At 57.5% G+C, this 15,964-nt stretch carries 17 protein-coding genes; 6 read left to right on the top strand and 11 right to left on the bottom strand.

Annotation, left to right across the window (positions count from 1 at the left end):
* Window positions 1-143: 143 nt before the first annotated feature.
* The 4 genes from DT594_RS02775 to DT594_RS02760 all read right to left on the bottom strand — a co-directional run bounded on the left by DT594_RS02775 (window position 144) and on the right by DT594_RS02760 (window position 3,294).
* Window positions 144-437 carry a hypothetical protein gene (locus tag DT594_RS02775; RefSeq protein ID WP_149331266.1) on the bottom strand — a complete coding sequence of 98 codons (294 nt, stop codon included), beginning with the start codon at window positions 435-437 and terminating at the stop codon, window positions 144-146.
* Between the two features lie 15 nt (window positions 438-452).
* On the bottom strand, window positions 453-1,538 hold the full coding sequence (locus DT594_RS02770) for a DMT family transporter (RefSeq protein ID WP_149331265.1): 1,086 nt from the start codon (window positions 1,536-1,538) through the stop codon (window positions 453-455).
* Window positions 1,535-2,905, bottom strand: coding sequence for a flavin-containing monooxygenase (locus DT594_RS02765; RefSeq protein ID WP_149331264.1), 1,371 nt, complete (start codon window positions 2,903-2,905; stop codon window positions 1,535-1,537). Before DT594_RS02765 ends, DT594_RS02770 begins: the two co-directional genes overlap by 4 nt.
* 152 nt (window positions 2,906-3,057) lie before the next feature.
* Window positions 3,058-3,294 (bottom strand): hypothetical protein, encoded by a 237-nt coding sequence (locus DT594_RS02760; RefSeq protein WP_149331263.1) that lies wholly within the window; start codon window positions 3,292-3,294, stop codon window positions 3,058-3,060.
* 127 nt (window positions 3,295-3,421) lie between these two features.
* Between DT594_RS02760 and DT594_RS02755 the strand changes: the two genes are divergently transcribed.
* Entirely contained in the window at window positions 3,422-4,855 is a 1,434-nt protein-coding gene (locus DT594_RS02755; protein ID WP_149331262.1) for a sensor domain-containing protein, read from the top strand.
* Here DT594_RS02755 and DT594_RS02750 read toward each other — a convergent pair.
* The gene (locus tag DT594_RS02750) at window positions 4,800-5,705 is read right to left on the bottom strand and encodes a LysR substrate-binding domain-containing protein (protein ID WP_149331261.1); all 906 of its coding nucleotides are present in this window, start codon (window positions 5,703-5,705) and stop codon (window positions 4,800-4,802) included. The two genes, DT594_RS02755 and DT594_RS02750, sit on opposite strands and share 56 nt — an antisense overlap.
* 119 nt (window positions 5,706-5,824) lie before the next feature.
* On the opposite strand from DT594_RS02750, the gene DT594_RS02745 reads away from it, so the two are divergent.
* On the top strand, window positions 5,825-6,526 hold the full coding sequence (locus tag DT594_RS02745) for an FMN-dependent NADH-azoreductase (protein WP_149331260.1): 702 nt from the start codon (window positions 5,825-5,827) through the stop codon (window positions 6,524-6,526).
* Between the two features lie 94 nt (window positions 6,527-6,620).
* Here the strand turns inward: DT594_RS02745 and DT594_RS02740 are convergent, their stop codons facing one another.
* A complete protein-coding gene (locus DT594_RS02740; RefSeq protein WP_149331259.1) occupies window positions 6,621-6,851 on the bottom strand; it encodes a hypothetical protein in 231 nt (76 codons plus the stop codon).
* A gap of 178 nt (window positions 6,852-7,029) precedes the next feature.
* Entirely contained in the window at window positions 7,030-7,854 is an 825-nt protein-coding gene (locus tag DT594_RS02735) for an NYN domain-containing protein (protein ID WP_149331258.1), read from the bottom strand.
* A gap of 187 nt (window positions 7,855-8,041) precedes the next feature.
* Here DT594_RS02735 and DT594_RS02730 point away from each other — a divergent pair, with 187 nt between their 5' ends.
* Window positions 8,042-8,788: a glutaredoxin family protein gene (locus DT594_RS02730; RefSeq protein ID WP_149331257.1), complete on the top strand. Its 747-nt coding sequence runs from the start codon at window positions 8,042-8,044 to the stop codon at window positions 8,786-8,788.
* A 105-nt stretch (window positions 8,789-8,893) separates the two neighbouring features.
* Window positions 8,894-9,703 (top strand): enoyl-CoA hydratase-related protein, encoded by an 810-nt coding sequence (locus DT594_RS02725; RefSeq protein ID WP_149331256.1) that lies wholly within the window; start codon window positions 8,894-8,896, stop codon window positions 9,701-9,703.
* A 15-nt stretch (window positions 9,704-9,718) separates the two neighbouring features.
* On the opposite strand, the gene DT594_RS02720 is transcribed toward DT594_RS02725, so the two are convergent.
* The gene (locus DT594_RS02720; protein ID WP_149331255.1) at window positions 9,719-10,270 is read right to left on the bottom strand and encodes a YdeI/OmpD-associated family protein; all 552 of its coding nucleotides are present in this window, start codon (window positions 10,268-10,270) and stop codon (window positions 9,719-9,721) included.
* A 175-nt stretch (window positions 10,271-10,445) separates the two neighbouring features.
* On the opposite strand from DT594_RS02720, the gene DT594_RS02715 reads away from it, so the two are divergent.
* Window positions 10,446-12,128: a methyl-accepting chemotaxis protein gene (locus tag DT594_RS02715; RefSeq protein ID WP_149331254.1), complete on the top strand. Its 1,683-nt coding sequence runs from the start codon at window positions 10,446-10,448 to the stop codon at window positions 12,126-12,128.
* A 43-nt stretch (window positions 12,129-12,171) separates the two neighbouring features.
* Here DT594_RS02715 and DT594_RS02710 read toward each other — a convergent pair whose 3' ends face one another.
* The gene (locus tag DT594_RS02710; RefSeq protein WP_149331253.1) at window positions 12,172-12,432 is read right to left on the bottom strand and encodes a TIGR03643 family protein; all 261 of its coding nucleotides are present in this window, start codon (window positions 12,430-12,432) and stop codon (window positions 12,172-12,174) included.
* Between the two features lie 238 nt (window positions 12,433-12,670).
* Between DT594_RS02710 and DT594_RS02705 the strand changes: the two genes are divergently transcribed.
* A complete protein-coding gene (locus tag DT594_RS02705; RefSeq protein WP_149331252.1) occupies window positions 12,671-13,414 on the top strand; it encodes a siderophore-interacting protein in 744 nt (247 codons plus the stop codon).
* 69 nt (window positions 13,415-13,483) lie between these two features.
* Here the strand turns inward: DT594_RS02705 and DT594_RS02700 are convergent, their stop codons facing one another.
* Complete coding sequence (locus tag DT594_RS02700; protein WP_149331251.1) at window positions 13,484-15,559, bottom strand: putative bifunctional diguanylate cyclase/phosphodiesterase; 2,076 nt, start codon at window positions 15,557-15,559, stop codon at window positions 13,484-13,486.
* Between the two features lie 238 nt (window positions 15,560-15,797).
* Window positions 15,798-15,884 (bottom strand): small membrane protein YohP, encoded by an 87-nt coding sequence (locus tag DT594_RS19190; RefSeq protein ID WP_463478140.1) that lies wholly within the window; start codon window positions 15,882-15,884, stop codon window positions 15,798-15,800.
* Window positions 15,885-15,964 lie beyond the last annotated feature (80 nt).

Genomic DNA, 15,964 nt, shown 5'->3' with positions numbered 1-15,964 from the left:
CAGCTTGGTGACGAAGGTGCGGGCCTGGTACAGCGCCAGGCCACTAAGCACGATGATCACACCGACGGCGAGCATATCCGCCCCCGGAAAACCCCAGAAATCAGACATGGTAGCTCCTTGGTTGTAGTGGGTAACGGCTGCGGTTAGACCAGCGCGGTATCATCCATGCGTTGCCGGCCAAAGTCGTTTAGCCGAAATTTGAATAACACGCGGCCAGCGCCGAAATAGGCCTGGTCATCGAGTTTCTCTTCCACGCTTTCGAAAATGCCGCTGGAGAACAGGTCCGTCAGAGTGACTCGGGTGTTACCGCGCCAATAAGCTCCGCTCAAACCGTACTCACCCATCACCGCATCAGTGATCTGCCAATCCCAAATGCCGACATCCTGCTCGGCATTGATCAGTTGTAGGATGCGGCCTTTCATATGCAATTTAGTCATGCGTTGCTCCTGTGATCACGAGTTGGCCGCGTGGGCGGTAGTCGTTTTGCTGTCGGTGGACACGGCGCGTACTACTTCGAGCACCTCGTCGTTCTCGGTGTACATAACGAAGCCACCGGTCACGAACAGCACCAGACCCGCCAGGAAATTCCACTCGGGCAAATCGAGGGTGAAGGCGGCAAGGAAGATCACTGCGAACAAGCCATACAGGGCTGCAATCGCTTGCCCACGCCCTACCCCGATCAACGGAAAGGATTTGTACCAGGAGACGTAGCAGAAGGCGAAAGTCACGCCCGCCAGCGTCAGCCAGCCGATAGCTGCCCAGTTGAAGGTCGCGATGACCAGATCCACCACCGGTTGATCGGTGAACAGGTAGATCGCCGGCAGAATCAGTACCACCCAGTAGAGAACTTCCGCCGTAAAGCGCACGGTTATGCCCACATCCGGGTCAGCCACATCCAGCCCGCGCCCAGCGATGGCGCCTTCAATACCCCAACCCAACGCGGCCATGGCACCACCAAGGTAGCCCAGCCAGCCGGCATCACCGGTACCGGTCAGCTCACCAATAATGCCAGGCGCATAGACGGTCACGCCGCCAGCCAGGATGATGAAGATACCGAGCGCGGCACGCCGGGTGATCTTTTCCTGATACCAGAGCCTGGCCAGCGTGGCACCGATGATCGGGTACATCAGTGCGGAAATGGCCGCGAAGGCTCCACCGATATACCCCATCGCCAGATACGAGCCGAAGATCGCCATTGGGCCGCCAAAAATGGCGCCAATGAAGAACCACTTGGAGATGTAACGCATCTGCCGGATGGTGCGCAGATACTCACCCCACTTGCCCAATACCCCGTTCCAGACAAACAGGAAGAACAGCACGGCAATCGCGTTAAAGGTGGTCAGCACCGCCGCGGCGAGCAGAAACTCGGCATTGGTGTCATAGCTCAGGTCGATATAGGGTGCTTCGAACCAGACGGCAGAGCCCGGTACGTACCAGGCGCCCCAGAGCACAGCACACCATAGCGCCCACATAAAGCCCCAGCGAATACTGCTGGAGGTGAAGCGCGAGCGCGCCTGGCTCAGGCTTGCCTGACTCATGCGCTTTCCTTGGTTGGCTGGGTTTGCTCTTCGTCGAGGAAGGCTTCCAGCGAATCGTCCATGGCATCCATCCAGGGCGTGTGATGCACGGGCGCCAGGGTACCGGTCAGTGTCGAGCGATAGCTCTTGTTACGGTAACCAAGGATGTCCGCTTCCTTATGGTGCTCCCACTGCTTGAAAATCTCGGCAACGCCGGTCACGTCAAACGCTGGGTAGTCTGTAGGCTCAAGCAGATCGAGAATGTAGGCTGCCTGAAAGTCGATCGCCTCGAACGGATTGGCAACCTGCTCTTCGCGGGCTACCCATTCGCTGCAGTCGGCTTCCATCGCCGCGGCGGCTGGTAGCTTGATACGACCGAGCATCAGGTCGCGGGCATACCAGGCCTGGGCATCAAACATGTTGAAGGTGTAGTACTGATCCTGCATGCCGAGGAACATCAGCTGTGGGCTCGCCAGGGAAACGATGCCCTTGTACAGGCCTTCAGGGTACAGCCGGTTGTGCGTGGTCAGGGTCAGCTCGTTGGGCAGGAACGGGAAGTGATGCTGATAGCCGGTGCACAGAATGATCGCGTCGACGTCCTTGCTGGTGCCGTCCTTGAAGTGGGCGGTCTTGCCGATCACCTCGGTCAGCAGCGGCACTTCGGCGAAGGATTCCGGCCAATCAAAGCCCATGGGCTGTGAGCGATAGCTGAAGGTGACCGATTTGGCTCCGTACTTGTGGCACTGGGTACCGATGTCTTCTGCAGAATAGCTGCTACCGATCAGCAGCAGATCCTTGCCCTGGAATTCCACCGCATCGCGGAAATCATGCGCATGCAGTACGCGGCCGGGGAACTGTTCCAACCCTTCAAAGTAAGGTGCGTTGGGCGTGGAGAAGTGTCCGGTGGCGACGATCACATGATCGAATTCCTCGGTGCTCAGCTCGTCCTGCTTGAGGTCACGTACGGTGACCGCGAACTTGCCTGTCGCTTCGTCCTGATCTACCCAGTGCACGGCGGTATTGAAGCGAATGTACTGGCGTACATTGCTCTTGGCCACACGCCCCATGATGTAATCACGCAGCACGGCGCGCGGCGGATAGGACGGGATGGGCCGGCCGAAATGCTCTTCGAAACTGTAATCAGCGAACTCGAGGCATTCCTTCGGGCCGTTTGACCACAGGTAGCGATACATGCTGCCGTGGACCGGCTCGCCGTAGGCGTCCAGCCCAGTGCGCCAGGTGTAGTTCCACAGGCCGCCCCAATCGCTTTGCTTTTCATAACAGACGATCTCGGGGATGTCTGCACCGTTGCGGCGGGCTGCTTCGAAAGCACGTAGTTGGGCCAGGCCGCTTGGGCCGGCGCCGAGAATGGCGATTCTTAAGGTCATAAAGACTCCTGTTTACAGGCGATGCATCGTGCGCCAGGCGAGAGCGGCCCGGGCGACGATAAAAAAAACGCAAAAGCGCACAGCTCAGCCGACAAAGGGCTGGCCATCAGGCTCCGCAGTAAGACGCACACAATGGGATTTAACCGAAGGTGCTATGTGATGAAGGCAGCATCTGTTTGATGAAACAGACGGCCGGTGGCGGGCAGGCCGCCGAGATGGAACGCGAGATCTCGAGAATACGCCGGAAGAAAGCGCTCGAACTGGTCAAGCAAGAGAAAAATGCTTGATAACTCATATGCCAGGAGCGGCACCTTAACACGTTTGGGGTGTCCGCGTTTCTGCTGCCAGTCAGATACCAGCCTGAGCAAGAGCGAATTGGTCTGGATCACTCTACCCTCAACGTAGCTGGAGGGCACGACCAGCCTAGCACGGGCAACATTTTCGCCCCCTCTCGATAAACGACTGAAACATTCTCGCGCTAGCGAATTTAACCAATGTGCCAGTATAGTTGCCGCCATGACTTCAAACCCGCACCTACCTCACGACAAATTACTCGATCTACTGCTGGACGTAGTCTGCGTAGTGGATGTTGAGGGTCGCTTTCTTTCGGTGAGCGCGGCCAGTGAGCGTGTTTTCGGCTTTCGGCCGGATGAAATGATTGGCCGCACGGCCTATGAAATGATGCACCCGGCTGATCGCGATGCCAGCCGCGCGCTGGTCGAGCGGATCAATTCCGGCGAACCCTCCCATGATCATGAGAACCGTTACTTCCATAAGGACGGGCATATCGTGCATATCATGTGGTCTGCGCAATGGCTTGAGGCAGAGCAGGTGCGAGTCGGCGTGGCACGGGATATAACCGCGCGTAAGCGTGCCGAAGCGATGCAGGCAGCGATGTATACCATATCGGAAGCAGCTCATTCGGCCGGTGATTTGCAAGCGTTGTATGAGCGGGTGCATGAGGTGATAGGTCAGTTGCTGCCGGCCGAGAATTTCTTTGTCGCCTTATACGACGCTGCGGCTGACGAGCTGAGCTTCCCCTACTACGTGGACCAATTTGACGCTCCACCGCTGCCTCAGTCGCTAGACTCCGGCACCCTGAGTGCCGAAGTTGTTCGCTCAGGCGAGGCCATGTTGCTGACGCCTGAAACGGCCGAGCAGATGCTGAAAAAAATCGGCAGGGTCGCTGGCAAGCATTCCCTGGATTGGCTGGGCGTGCCGCTGATATTGGGTACCGAAACCATCGGCGCGTTAGTGCTGCAAAGCTATTCCGGCTCGGTACGTTACAACGAACATGACAAGGAGCTGCTGCAATTCGTCTCAAACCAGGTGGCCACCGCGATAGAGCGCAAACGCACCCACTCGCGCCTGGAGTTTCTGGCACGCTACGATCACCTGACTGAGCTGCCCAACCGGGCGCTGTTTCTGGACCGCCTGCAAAACTCGCTGCAAAGAGCCCAACGTGACGACTTACGGCTGGCAGTGCTGTATATCGATATGGATAACTTCAAACAGATCAACGATACCTTCGGCCACACCACCGGGGATCATCTGCTGCAGGAAGTTGCCCAACGCCTCAAACAGTGTGTGCGTGAGTCCGACACCATTGGCCGGTTGGGCGGCGACGAGTTCGCCGTCTTGCTGGACAACATCGGTAAGCGCGAAGACGCCATCCTGGTGGCCGAAAAAATTCTCGACACGCTAAGCAATTCGTACATCCTGAACGACAAAACGGTCATCAGTGCGCCGAGCCTGGGTATCGCCATCTACCCAGAGCACGCCAAGGATGAACTGGAGCTGGTTCGACTTGCGGATGAAGCCATGTACGTGGCCAAACGCGATGGCGGCAAGCGCTTCAAGATTGCCGGGATTTCGGCCATAGCCAATGACCAGCTTAAGCCGACAACGTGCACAACCCGCCCGGCACCGACATTACCCAATCGCGAATAGCCAGAATCGTCGGATCGTTCCGGCGGCTTTCCGGGTACACCAGATAGAAGGGTTTACCTTCAAACGACGGGCCAAAAGGCTGAACCAGACGCCCTTCCCTCAGCTCATCTTCAATCAACGGACGACTCATCAACGCCACACCCTGGCCGCCGATGGCAGCGGATATGGCGTGAGTCTCGTCGGAAAACACCAACCCGGCGCTGACATCCAGCCCAGGCACCTTTGCCAGCTTCTGCCACGCCGCCCAGTCGATGGGCGACGATACTGCATCCTCGTTGCGAAAGTGGATCAGCGAATGCGAGGCAAGCTGAGCTACATCGTGCAACCCAAGATGCGGACTGCAGGTAGGGATAAAGGTGTTATCGAACAGCTTTTCTGCCACCAGGCCCGGCCAGCGACCGTCACCATAGCGAATAGCCAGGTCCGCCGTTACTCCGTCCAGGGCGACCGGCTCATGGGACGCATGAATGCGCAAGTCGATATCCGGATGCGACTCGCGTAACAAGCAAACCCATGACAACAACCAACGCACCGCAACGGCGGGGGTTGTGGAGAGCGTGACCGCCTGACGACAGGGCACTGCGCTTAGGCGCTCAACTGCAGTGCTGATGCTGTCGAACGCAGACTCCAGCACTTCCTGCAGCTCCCGCCCCTGGGCCGTCAATTCCAGTTGTCGAGGTTTGCGCACAAACAGCGATACGCCGAGCGACTCTTCCAGCCCGCGAACCTGGTGACTGATGGCGGTAGCTGTGACGGATAACTCCAACGCCGCCTGCTTGGCGCTCTCATGCCGAGCCGCGGCTTCAAACGCCCGCAACGCGGAAAGAGAAGGTAACCGACGATGAGTCATGAGTGAATTCCTCTCACCTGTAGCCGAAAGAAAAGATCGTTTGTCGCCCATAGAGGGCCGGCCTAGTCTGAGCTTGCGATTAATTACAGATGAATTCAACTCTAAACAGGAGGCATACCATGCCACATATTCTGCACATAGACGCCAGCGCCCGCCCCGGCTTTGCCGGTAAGGACAATCACGGCTCACACAGCCGCAATCTTAGCCACCGCTTCGTCAGCCAGTGGCAGTCTCGCCGTGCGCAAGACAGCATTACCTACCGAGACATTGGCCAAAACCCACCTTCCATAATCGACCATGACTGGATCGCAGCTGCCTTCACGCCAGAGGAAAAACAGGAGCCCTGGATGGCAGATGTGTTGGCCGAAAGTGATGAATTAACAGGTGAGTTGATTGCTGCTGATATTCTGGTGATCGGCACGCCGCTATATAACTTCGGCATGCCCGCCGCGCTTAAGGCCTGGATTGATCAGGTAGTGCGCATGGGCCGGACGGTGGATGTCGATGAAAGCAATCCACTCGACCCTTATGTCGCCAAGCTCGCGGACCGACCGAGACATGCTGTCATTCTCACTGCCAGAGGTGGTGTGGGCTTCAACCCGGGTGGGGAGATGGCGCACATGAATCATTTGGAACCCAATCTGGCGACCGCCCTGGAGTTTATCGGGATCACCCGCTTTCACTATATCGCTATCGAAGGACAGGAAGTGGGTGGGCAGTTGCTGGCTGAATCGGTAGCTGATGCAATGCAGCAGGTCGACACTCTCGTTGACGAGCTGCAGGCAACTTTTGCAGAGGCCCCGCACCTGGAAACGGTATGAGGATGCTGGTCTGGGCGTCAACTCGCTTAGCCACGGAACGGCTTTGACGTGTTGGCGCTCACATAGCGTGACGGCCGGCTGCGCCGGCATTCAATCAGGTCTTGGGTTTTGCTATCCCAAATATTTTGCCTACCTTCGAGTAGCAATATGCGAGTACCGACTCTCTTTCACGCTCGACCTGCTCGGAATCAACAGGCTCGCGAATAAGCCGCTCAAGCAGCTTCCTGGCTGTCTCGGGGGTCATTCTGTTGAGGTCGGCGAATTCTGCCAGTAGCTTTTTATTTGAGAGAATTATCTCGGCTTTTTGTACTACTTCGGAATCCATAAAACTCCCTGGGTTCGAGTAACAACGTACCAGGTCTCAGTCCGCGTCGTGCATCTCGGTGACGTCCGCTAAGCCTCTGTGAGTGGCCATATGCCATTTGGTTAATTTAACTGTTTCAATCCATAAAGGCCATTTTTTGCGTTAAGACTATTGAGTCGTTAACCACCAAAGTCGTAACTCAACCGCCCTTCACATCTGCCAACACCACAAACCATCCCGCTCCCGCTTCCTGTTTCAACTCCAACAAATCATAGGTCTTCACCATGTCCAGCAACCCGGAATGTCCGTAGGTCTTGGGGGAAAAGGCCGGATCAGTGCGCTTGAGGTATTGCCCGAGCGCGCCCAGGCCGACTTTACCTTCGGAGGATTCGCTGGCCAGCAGAGAGACCGCTTCCACCACAAAACGTGGTCGCTGCTTGACCGGGGGTTTGTTGGCCTCCTTGGCGAGATCTTTAACCAGCTCTTTGCTCGGCTCTACCTTCGGGGCTTTGGGCCTGGCGGCGGACTCCGGTTTCACCGGGGCTTTTTCTGCCGAATCGCTGGTGCCGTCGGGATCAGCGTCATCAGGCGACCATTCAAAAAACTGATCGCTAGCGTTACGAAGTGCCTGCGGCGTTTTCGCTTCGCCGACTATGCATACGCGCGAGCCGCGCTCGCGCAGTTTGCGGCACAGGTAGGCGAAGTCGGAGTCACTGGTAACCAGGCAGAAGGTATCGGCGCGTTGGTCAAACATGGCTTCAAGCGCGTCCAGCGCCAAGGCAATATCAGCGGTGTTCTTGCCCGAGGCGTACTGATACTGCAGATGCGGCGTGAACGCCTGGCGCACCAGGGCCTCCTGCCAGCGATTTGCCAATGTGGTGTGATTGCCGTAGCCGCGGCGCAATGCGACTCGGCCAAACTGGGCGGCAACGCGCAGTGCGTAAGGAAGGATTTCCGGTGGAACGTTGTCGCAGTCCACCAGAATCGCAACTGTAGCCTCGCTTCCGTTAGTTAAGTCCTGCATGGCAGTCGACCTGGAGGTGGTATTCATGGCGTCCTTGTTTTGAATACGGCAGTAGTTCTGACGTTAGCCGCAAGTCGCCATGAGGTAAAGCGTTTCGAGCTGGCGCTCGCCCTTTGGGGAAACCAATGGAACCTAAGCCCGATCGTCGTGCCACAAGAAGATGTCCAGAACTTTAGAGGAGTAGTCTATGACTGAGGAAAAACAGGCCACGCTTTACCGCATGGTCATGAAAAAGCACCTCTGCCCATTCGGTTTGAAGTCGCTTGATCTGCTCAGGCGGCAAGGCTACAGCGTGGACGACAACTGGCTGACCAGCCGCGAAGAAACCGACGCATTCAAGGCCAAGCATGATGTGGATACTACGCCGCAAGCCTTTATCGGTGAGCAGCGAATCGGCGGTTACGACGATCTGCGTCGGCATTTTGGCAAAGAGGTAAAATCCGCCGATGAGACTAGTTACAGACCGGTCCTGGCGGTATTCGGGGTTGCCGCACTGCTTGCGCTGGCGGTGATCTGGATGGCCGGTGGGGCGCTGCTGAGCGTGCGAACTGTCGAGCTGTTTATCGCCTTCAGCATGTGCATTCTGGCGCTGCTCAAATTGCAGGATATTGAGAGCTTCTCCACCATGTTTCTCAACTACGATCTGCTCGCCCGCCGCAAAGTGCCCTACTCCTATATTTACCCCTACGCCGAATTGTTTGCCGGCGTGCTGATGGTAGCCGGGGCCTTGCTGTGGCTTGCGATTCCGGTCGCTCTGTTTATCGGTACCGTAGGCGCGGCGTCAGTATTTAAAGCGGTGTACATCGATCGCCGCGAACTCAAATGTGCCTGCGTTGGCGGTGGCAGCAGTGTCCCCCTGGGCTTTGTATCGCTGACTGAAAATCTGATGATGATGGCTATGGGGTTATGGATGTTCAGATACTTTGGCGGTTGATCCGCCAGTAGCTGGATTGACCACCATTCAACCGACTTATGCGCCCTGCCGCCGCGACCCAAACAGGTATATTCGTAGCCACTGATTTTCGACTACGGAGGCACCATGACATCGCCCGATACCAACGACATCATTCTGGCTGAACGCTGCGGCCCCACACTGGTGTTGACGCTGAACCGGCAAGACAAGCGCAACGCGCTTGAAACGGCGATGTACATACTGCTGGAAAAGCATATCGACGACGCGCTTGCAGATCCGCAGATCGCCAATCTGGTGCTGCGCGGCGCAGGTAACTTCTTCTGCTCGGGTGGTGATCTGCGCTCGCTGGAAACCCGTGCTGCCCTACCCGTGGAGGAACGTGCGGCGCTGATCCAACGCCTGCATGATCTGGTGCTGAAGTTGAAATTCTGCCCGAAGCCGGTGATTGCCGCCATTGAGGGAGGCGCCGCTGGTGCAGGAGCGTCGCTGGCATTTGCCGCTGACCTGATCGTGGCGGCCAGCGGCAGCTATATATCCATGGCTTACGTCAAAGCCGGACTGGTGCCAGATGGCGGGGGCTCGGCCTTTCTTGCCCAGTCCTTGCCCCATCAGTTGGCTGCAGAGATTGCCTTGTTTGGCGGGCGCTTGCCGATAGAAAGGTTTCAGCAGGCGGGCGTGGTCAACCGCGTGGTCGAGCCGGGAACAGCTCTGCAGGTCGCACTGGAGCTCGGCCAGCAATTGGCCGAGGGTGCGCGGGCATCGCAGAGCGCGATCCTGCAATTGCTTGACGGCCCCGATCAGAACGCATTCAGACGGCAACTTGACCGTGAAAAACAGCTGATGGCGATCGCTTTGGGTGGTGCAGAGGCAGCAGAAGGTATTGCCGCCTTCAAGGAAAAACGAGCACCACGCTTTCCCCAACCTGGCTCTGCCTAAATCCGACCCAATAACTCAGTCCACTGCTTTGGGGGCACTCAAGGCTTTACTGTAAAAACCCGAGGGGTCAAAACAGCACACCCGCCGTTTGCCTTGGGCAAGTTTGCTACAAGCGTCATTGATGCGCTTCGCGCGTGTTTTGGTCTGTTTGGCGGTGGTAATCCAATGTATCCAGTCCAGGCGCGCGATGGTGGTGGTGTCGTGCCACACAGCTAATGCGTCAGGAGCAGCATTCAACGCCTGCTGCAAATCAGCTGGGATGTCGGGCTCCGGTTCCTGCTCCACCGCCGTGATCTCAAACTCCGCAGTGGCGCCTATAGTGACGCCAGCCGTATCAAGCAGCGGGCCGTCCAACCGCAGCCAGTGGCTCAATTGCCCATCGGGCTCAAGCGTGGCCTGGAAGCTGTGGCCATTGACGGAAGCATCCACCGTCGTTCTGCCGCGCCGCGGGAGTTTGTCGCTCGCGCTTTTAGGCAGAACGATAAAAGCCCATGGCTGACCATCGCCTGGTTCAGCCGGACGCTGCAATAGTGCCTGGAATCGGGATTTTGTGTGTTCTTGGCTCATGACTCACCCGCGATGGACGAAATAAGTGACAAGCATCAGCATGCCAAAGCTGGGGAAGCTGGAAAACCCGTCCGAGAGGAATTTCTTTCGTGGTTTTCTTCTTCAGTAACCTTCGGCGCTGCCGATAGACAAGCAACGGCATGTGTGAGACTGCCGACCTCTCGGAGAGAAACACGTGCGCATGTCCCTTAAGTCGAAAGTCGTCCTGCTGGCTCTGGTCCCGGTCATTCTTTTTGCCCTGGTACTGAGCGGCGCGGCCGCAAATATTCTGAACAATCTTGCCGAGCATGAGCTGGAGACCACCCGCGAGCGGCTGATGGAGGAAAGCCGCACGGAGCTGCGCAACTACATCCAGATCGCCATTGGTTCGGTTCAGACGCTTTACGAGAACGCCAGTGACGGCGACATGAGCAGCCGCGCACAAGCCATCGCGGTGCTATCGAAGATAAAGTTCGGCGAAGACGGCTACTTTTTCGGCCATGATTCCGACGTGGTCAGACTCTTCCGCGGTGATAGCCCGGTAGACGTCGGCAACAGCCTGGTTAACCGCCAGGATTCGAACGGCGTTTATATCAACCGTGAGCTGGTCCGCGTAGCGAAGGACAACAGCTACTACGTCAATTACTCCTCGCCGTTACCCGGCAACGAAGCCGTTACCGTGCCGAAGTTGGCTTACAGCTACTATCTGCCCAAATGGGACATGGCCATAGGCACAGCTATCAACCTGGACGGTATAGACGCACAGCTCGCCGACGTGGAAGCCGCCATCAGCGAACGCGTGAACACCATCATCACCAGCATCCTGGTGATCGCGACCGTGCTGTTGATTGTCTTTGGCATCGCCGGGGTCATCCTGGCCAACACCCTGCTGCGCCCACTGCAACAGATCAAGAGCAACCTGGACGACATTGCTGAAGGTGAAGGTGATCTGACCCGCCGGCTGCCGGTGACCAGTAACGACGAAATCGGTGAGTTGGCGACCTCGTTCAACCGCTTTGTAGACAAGGTACACGGGCTGGTGCGGCAGACAGTGGAGATGACCGGCCAGCTAACGGTGCTGGTTGCCGATGTGTCGTCCCAGGCCCAGCGTTCCGACGCTGCCATGGGCAAACAGCGCAGCGAGACCGAGCAGGTCGCCGCAGCCATCAACGAGATGTCATCCGCGGCGCAAGAAGTGGCCCGCAGCGCCCAGGGCGCAGCGGAAGCGGCGCAACAAACTGATCGAGAAGGCCAGGATGCCAAATCCATCGTTGATGGCAGTATCGCCAAGATTCATACCCTGGTGCAGGACATCCGCAGCAGCGGCAGCACGCTGGATACCCTGCAAAAGGATGTGCAGTCGATCGTTAGCGTGCTGGGCGTAATCCGCTCCATCGCAGAACAGACCAACCTGCTGGCGCTGAACGCAGCCATCGAGGCAGCCCGTGCCGGTGAAGCAGGACGAGGTTTTGCGGTAGTGGCTGATGAAGTCCGTGCCTTGGCCAGCCGTACCCAGCAGAGCACCCAGGAGATTCAGGGCATGACCGAGCGCCTGCAGCAGGGCACGGAGGCCGCGGTGGCTTCAATGCGCCGCTCCAGCGATGCCGGTGAAGTCACCAGCGAGCACGCCAATAAAGCGGGCATGTCACTGGATGCCATCGCACGGCTGATCGGCACCATCAACTCCATGAACGCGCAGATCGCCAGTGCCGCTGAGGAGCAAACGGCCGTAGCGGAGGAGATCAACCGCAGCGTGCATCAGATCGCCACAGCAGTGGAAAGCGTGGCAGATGAAACTGCCAATGGTGCCAAGACCGCTCGCGATCTGTCGTCACTTGGCGACCGGTTAGGCTCATTGGTAGGTCAGTTCCGCATTTGACACCCGCGAGGCTCAGGCAAGGATGCCTGTATCTTCCGCTGACCTAACGCTTGTACTGGGTCGGGCAATAACCGCGAATAACCCCAGGATCACGCAGCGCCCCATGCTTGGTCTTGCGGCCGCTGACGCGCGCACGCCACAAGCGGAAGGAGCCGGGCTTGAGTTGCTTGCGCATCAGTTGAATTACCGCCGGCTCACTCAACCCGTACAGGGCTTCAATCGCTTCAAACGGGGTGCGGTCTTCCCAGGCCATTTCGATGATGCGGGACGCATCTGCACCGCTCCACTGATTGCTGCCGGACATAGCCCACACCCCTGCTGATCAAAGGCGGCATTATGCGCATACCGACGTCTGGCGGCACCCGCATCATTGCAACAGCCTGTTGCTGCGAAATCGCCTTGAGTCGCAAATCGGCAATCGATCCAGGCTCCTCTTTTGCGTTAATATGGCGTCCTGACTTGCGCCCAACAGAGGCCAAGCAGCCTTCCGTATCGCCTGGCATATGACCGAAAACGGGACGACACTCGTCCGAGGAACATCCATGGCACGCGCTTTACCCCGTAATCTGCACGTCATTAGCAAGCACAACGTTACCCCGAACATGCTGCGCGTCACTCTCGGCGGCGACGGCATGCTGGACTTTCCCGAAGACCAGGCAGGCGGCTACATCAAGCTGATGTTCGACGCAGGTCCAGAAAACAAACCGCTGATGCGCACCTATACGATCCGCGAGCAACGCGTTGGCGAGATCGACGTGGACTTTGTGTTGCACGGCGATGGTGGGCCGGCCTCGCATTGGGCGGCGCATTGCCAGACCGGCGACAGCATCCTGGTTGGCGGCCCTGGCGCGAAAAAGCCGCTCGACCACAGTGCGGACTACTTTGTGCTGGCTGGCGACATGACGGCGTTACCCGCGATCAGCGTCAATATTGAAGCTCTACCCGCCGACGCTCGGGGCACCGCCATACTTGAGGTAATCGACCAGGCGGACATTCAACAGCTCAACGCGCCCGCGGGGATGGAACTGATCTGGCTTATCAACCCTGAGCCCGGCCACCGCCCTGAGGCATTGGCCGAGCGTATGCGCCAATTGCCCTGGCCAGACGGCCGAGTCAATGTGTGGGCGGCTTGCGAGTTCACCGGCATGCGCGCCCTGCGCCAGTATTTTCGCGAGGAGCGTCAGGTAGACCGGGCTGATCTGTATATTTCCAGCTACTGGAAGCATGGCAGTAACGAAGACCAGCACAAGCAATTGAAACAGGCCGATGCGGTACAGGCTGGCTGAAGTTGGAAATTGAAAGTTGAATGCGATTTTGCTGACAAGCATCCGGGGCGCCGCGGCGGTCCGAATGCTTTAGCTGGCAGTGCGCTTTTCAGCCAATTTGCCAATAAAGTCTTCAGCAGGGAGCGGGTGCCCTAACAAAAAGCCCTGCAGCACGTCGCACTTCATACTTGAGAGGAATGCTTGCTGTTCTGCCGTCTCCACCCCTTCAGCGACAATGCGTAGCCCTAGCGCCTGACCCAAATCGACAATGGCAGAAATAATCGCTTCATCCGCGGCGCCGTGTTGCAGCTCATTGACGAAACCGCGGTCGATCTTCAGTTCGTTGACCGGCAGATTTTTCAGATACAACAGGCTGGAATGACCAGAACCAAAATCATCAATCGAGACACCTACCCCAATATTGGCGAGACGCTCCAACACCTTGATGCTGGCATCGACGTCATTCATGGCCATGGTTTCGGTGATTTCGATGATCAGGTGTTTCGCAGGCAGGGCGTTTTGCTCAAGGGCTGCTTGCACGCTGTCGACGAAGCGCGGCTGGGATAATTGCAATGCCGAGACGTTCACCGCTACGCACCAGTCGAGATAGCCTTCGGCGTACCATTCGCCCATTTGCTGACAAGCTTGTTTCAGCACCCAGCTGTCGATTTCAACAATCAGGCCGGACTTCTCGGCCAGCCCGATAAACGCGCCAGGCGCCAGTAAGCCTCGGGTGGGATGGCGCCAGCGTATCAGCGCTTCAGCCCCTACGATCTGTCCCCCATTGGCGGCAAATTTAGGCTGGTAATAAAGTACAAATTCGTCTTGCTGAAGGGCGCGGCGCAGATCCTGCAGCAGGTTCAACTGCGCCAGAGCGCCGGCGTTCATGGTGGTGTTGAAGAAGCTGAAGTCGTTCTTGCCACTGGCTTTGGCGTGATACATGGCAGCGTCGGCGTTCATCAGCAGCTCTTGTTGGTCCGCGCCATCCGCCGGATACATCACGATGCCCAGGCTGGTGGATACCCGCAGTTCCTGCTCGCCAACCTGAAACGGCTGATTGACCAGGTCAATAATCTGTTTGGCGATGTTGGATGCATCGGTGGCGTTATCCACTTCCGCCAACAATACAAACTCGTCGCCGCCGACCCGCGCCAAGGTATCGGTAGCGCGCAAACGTTGGGTTAGCCGTTGTCCGACCTGCTCCAGGAGCTTGTCACCCACGTGATGGCCAAAGGCGTCATTGATCGGCTTGAAGCCATCCAGATCGAGAAACATCAGGGTGAAAATACCGCCGTTGCGCTTGACCTTCTGCATGCTCTGCTCAATACGGTCTTCCAGCAACAGGCGGTTGGGCAGTTTGGTCAGATTGTCATGCAGGGCCAGGTGTGTCAGTTCCTTGTTGGCTTCCGCCAGGGAGCTACTCAGCGCGTCGGTGCGGAGTTCCATTTTTGCGTCCAGCACCGAGGTCAGCAGCGCGATGCCGAGCACCGCGAGCGTGACTACAATGACCAGGCTGGCCAGCCAGTTGTTGTCCAGCCCGTCAATCGCCGCAGCGCAGAAGCTGCCCTCCGGGAAGCCTGCCGCGGCCATGCCGGTGTAGTGCATACCGATGATGGCGCCGCCCATGACCAGCGATGCACCCATACGCCAGGCTTTCACATAGGCCGTGTTTCTGCGCAAGCGGAAGGCAATCAGCAACGCGGATGCCGACGCAATGACCGCGATTACCAGCGACAAGCCCACCAGCAAGGGGTCATAGACAATGCCCGGCTGCATCAGTAGTGCGTACATACCCAGGTAATGCATCGCGGCGATGCCCGCGCCCAGAGCCACGGCACCAATCAGCAGATGTGTCCAGGGCATCTCCGGCTGCGCCACCATCCACAGGGCGAAGCCCGACGCAATAATGGCCAAGGCCAGCGACAGCAAAGTGATGGTCAGGTCGTAACCCATGGGGATCGGCAGGCTGAACGCCAACATACCGACGAAGTGCATAGACCAGATACCAATGCCCATCGCCAGCGCGCCCCCGCATATCCAGAAGGGCACAGCATTCTTTTTTGATGTGGCAACGCGGCCGGAAAGATCCAGTGCGGTGTACGAGGCAAGAACTGCCACGCAGAAAGAAATGAAGACCATGAAAAGGTCGTAACTACCCGTCAGCATAAAATCTCAGGTCGTGGAAGGATTCTGATCAACTGAGGTACTACACGGGCGTGCACAGCAATACATCGCACGGCAGAACAGTTTTCCAAGCGAGAAGTCTACCTCAGGCTACTATTCGCGGTATCGCCAATGTCTGACATATTGTAAATATGCATCGACTTTCCGACAGAAGGCCATAGGCCATCATCAGTCCCAGCCATTCGGCTCAACAGGCGCTGAGCCGGCGGCTGCGAATTGATCAGAAGATCAGCATGAAAAAGCCGATTACAACGGCCAGACCGATCAAAAAAATGATACCAATGGTGCTGCCTAGAAATTTCAACATGCGACTACTCCTTTGTTGGCTGTACTTTAAAGACCTGCCCAGGCAGATATCGTTCCGCTCTAAGCTGGGCTTGTACCGCC

This window comes from Halopseudomonas laoshanensis (genome assembly GCF_008365385.1).
GTDB classification, from domain to species: Bacteria; Pseudomonadota; Gammaproteobacteria; order Pseudomonadales; family Pseudomonadaceae; genus Halopseudomonas; species Halopseudomonas laoshanensis.
This window is presented reverse-complemented; position numbering and strand designations above follow the sequence as displayed.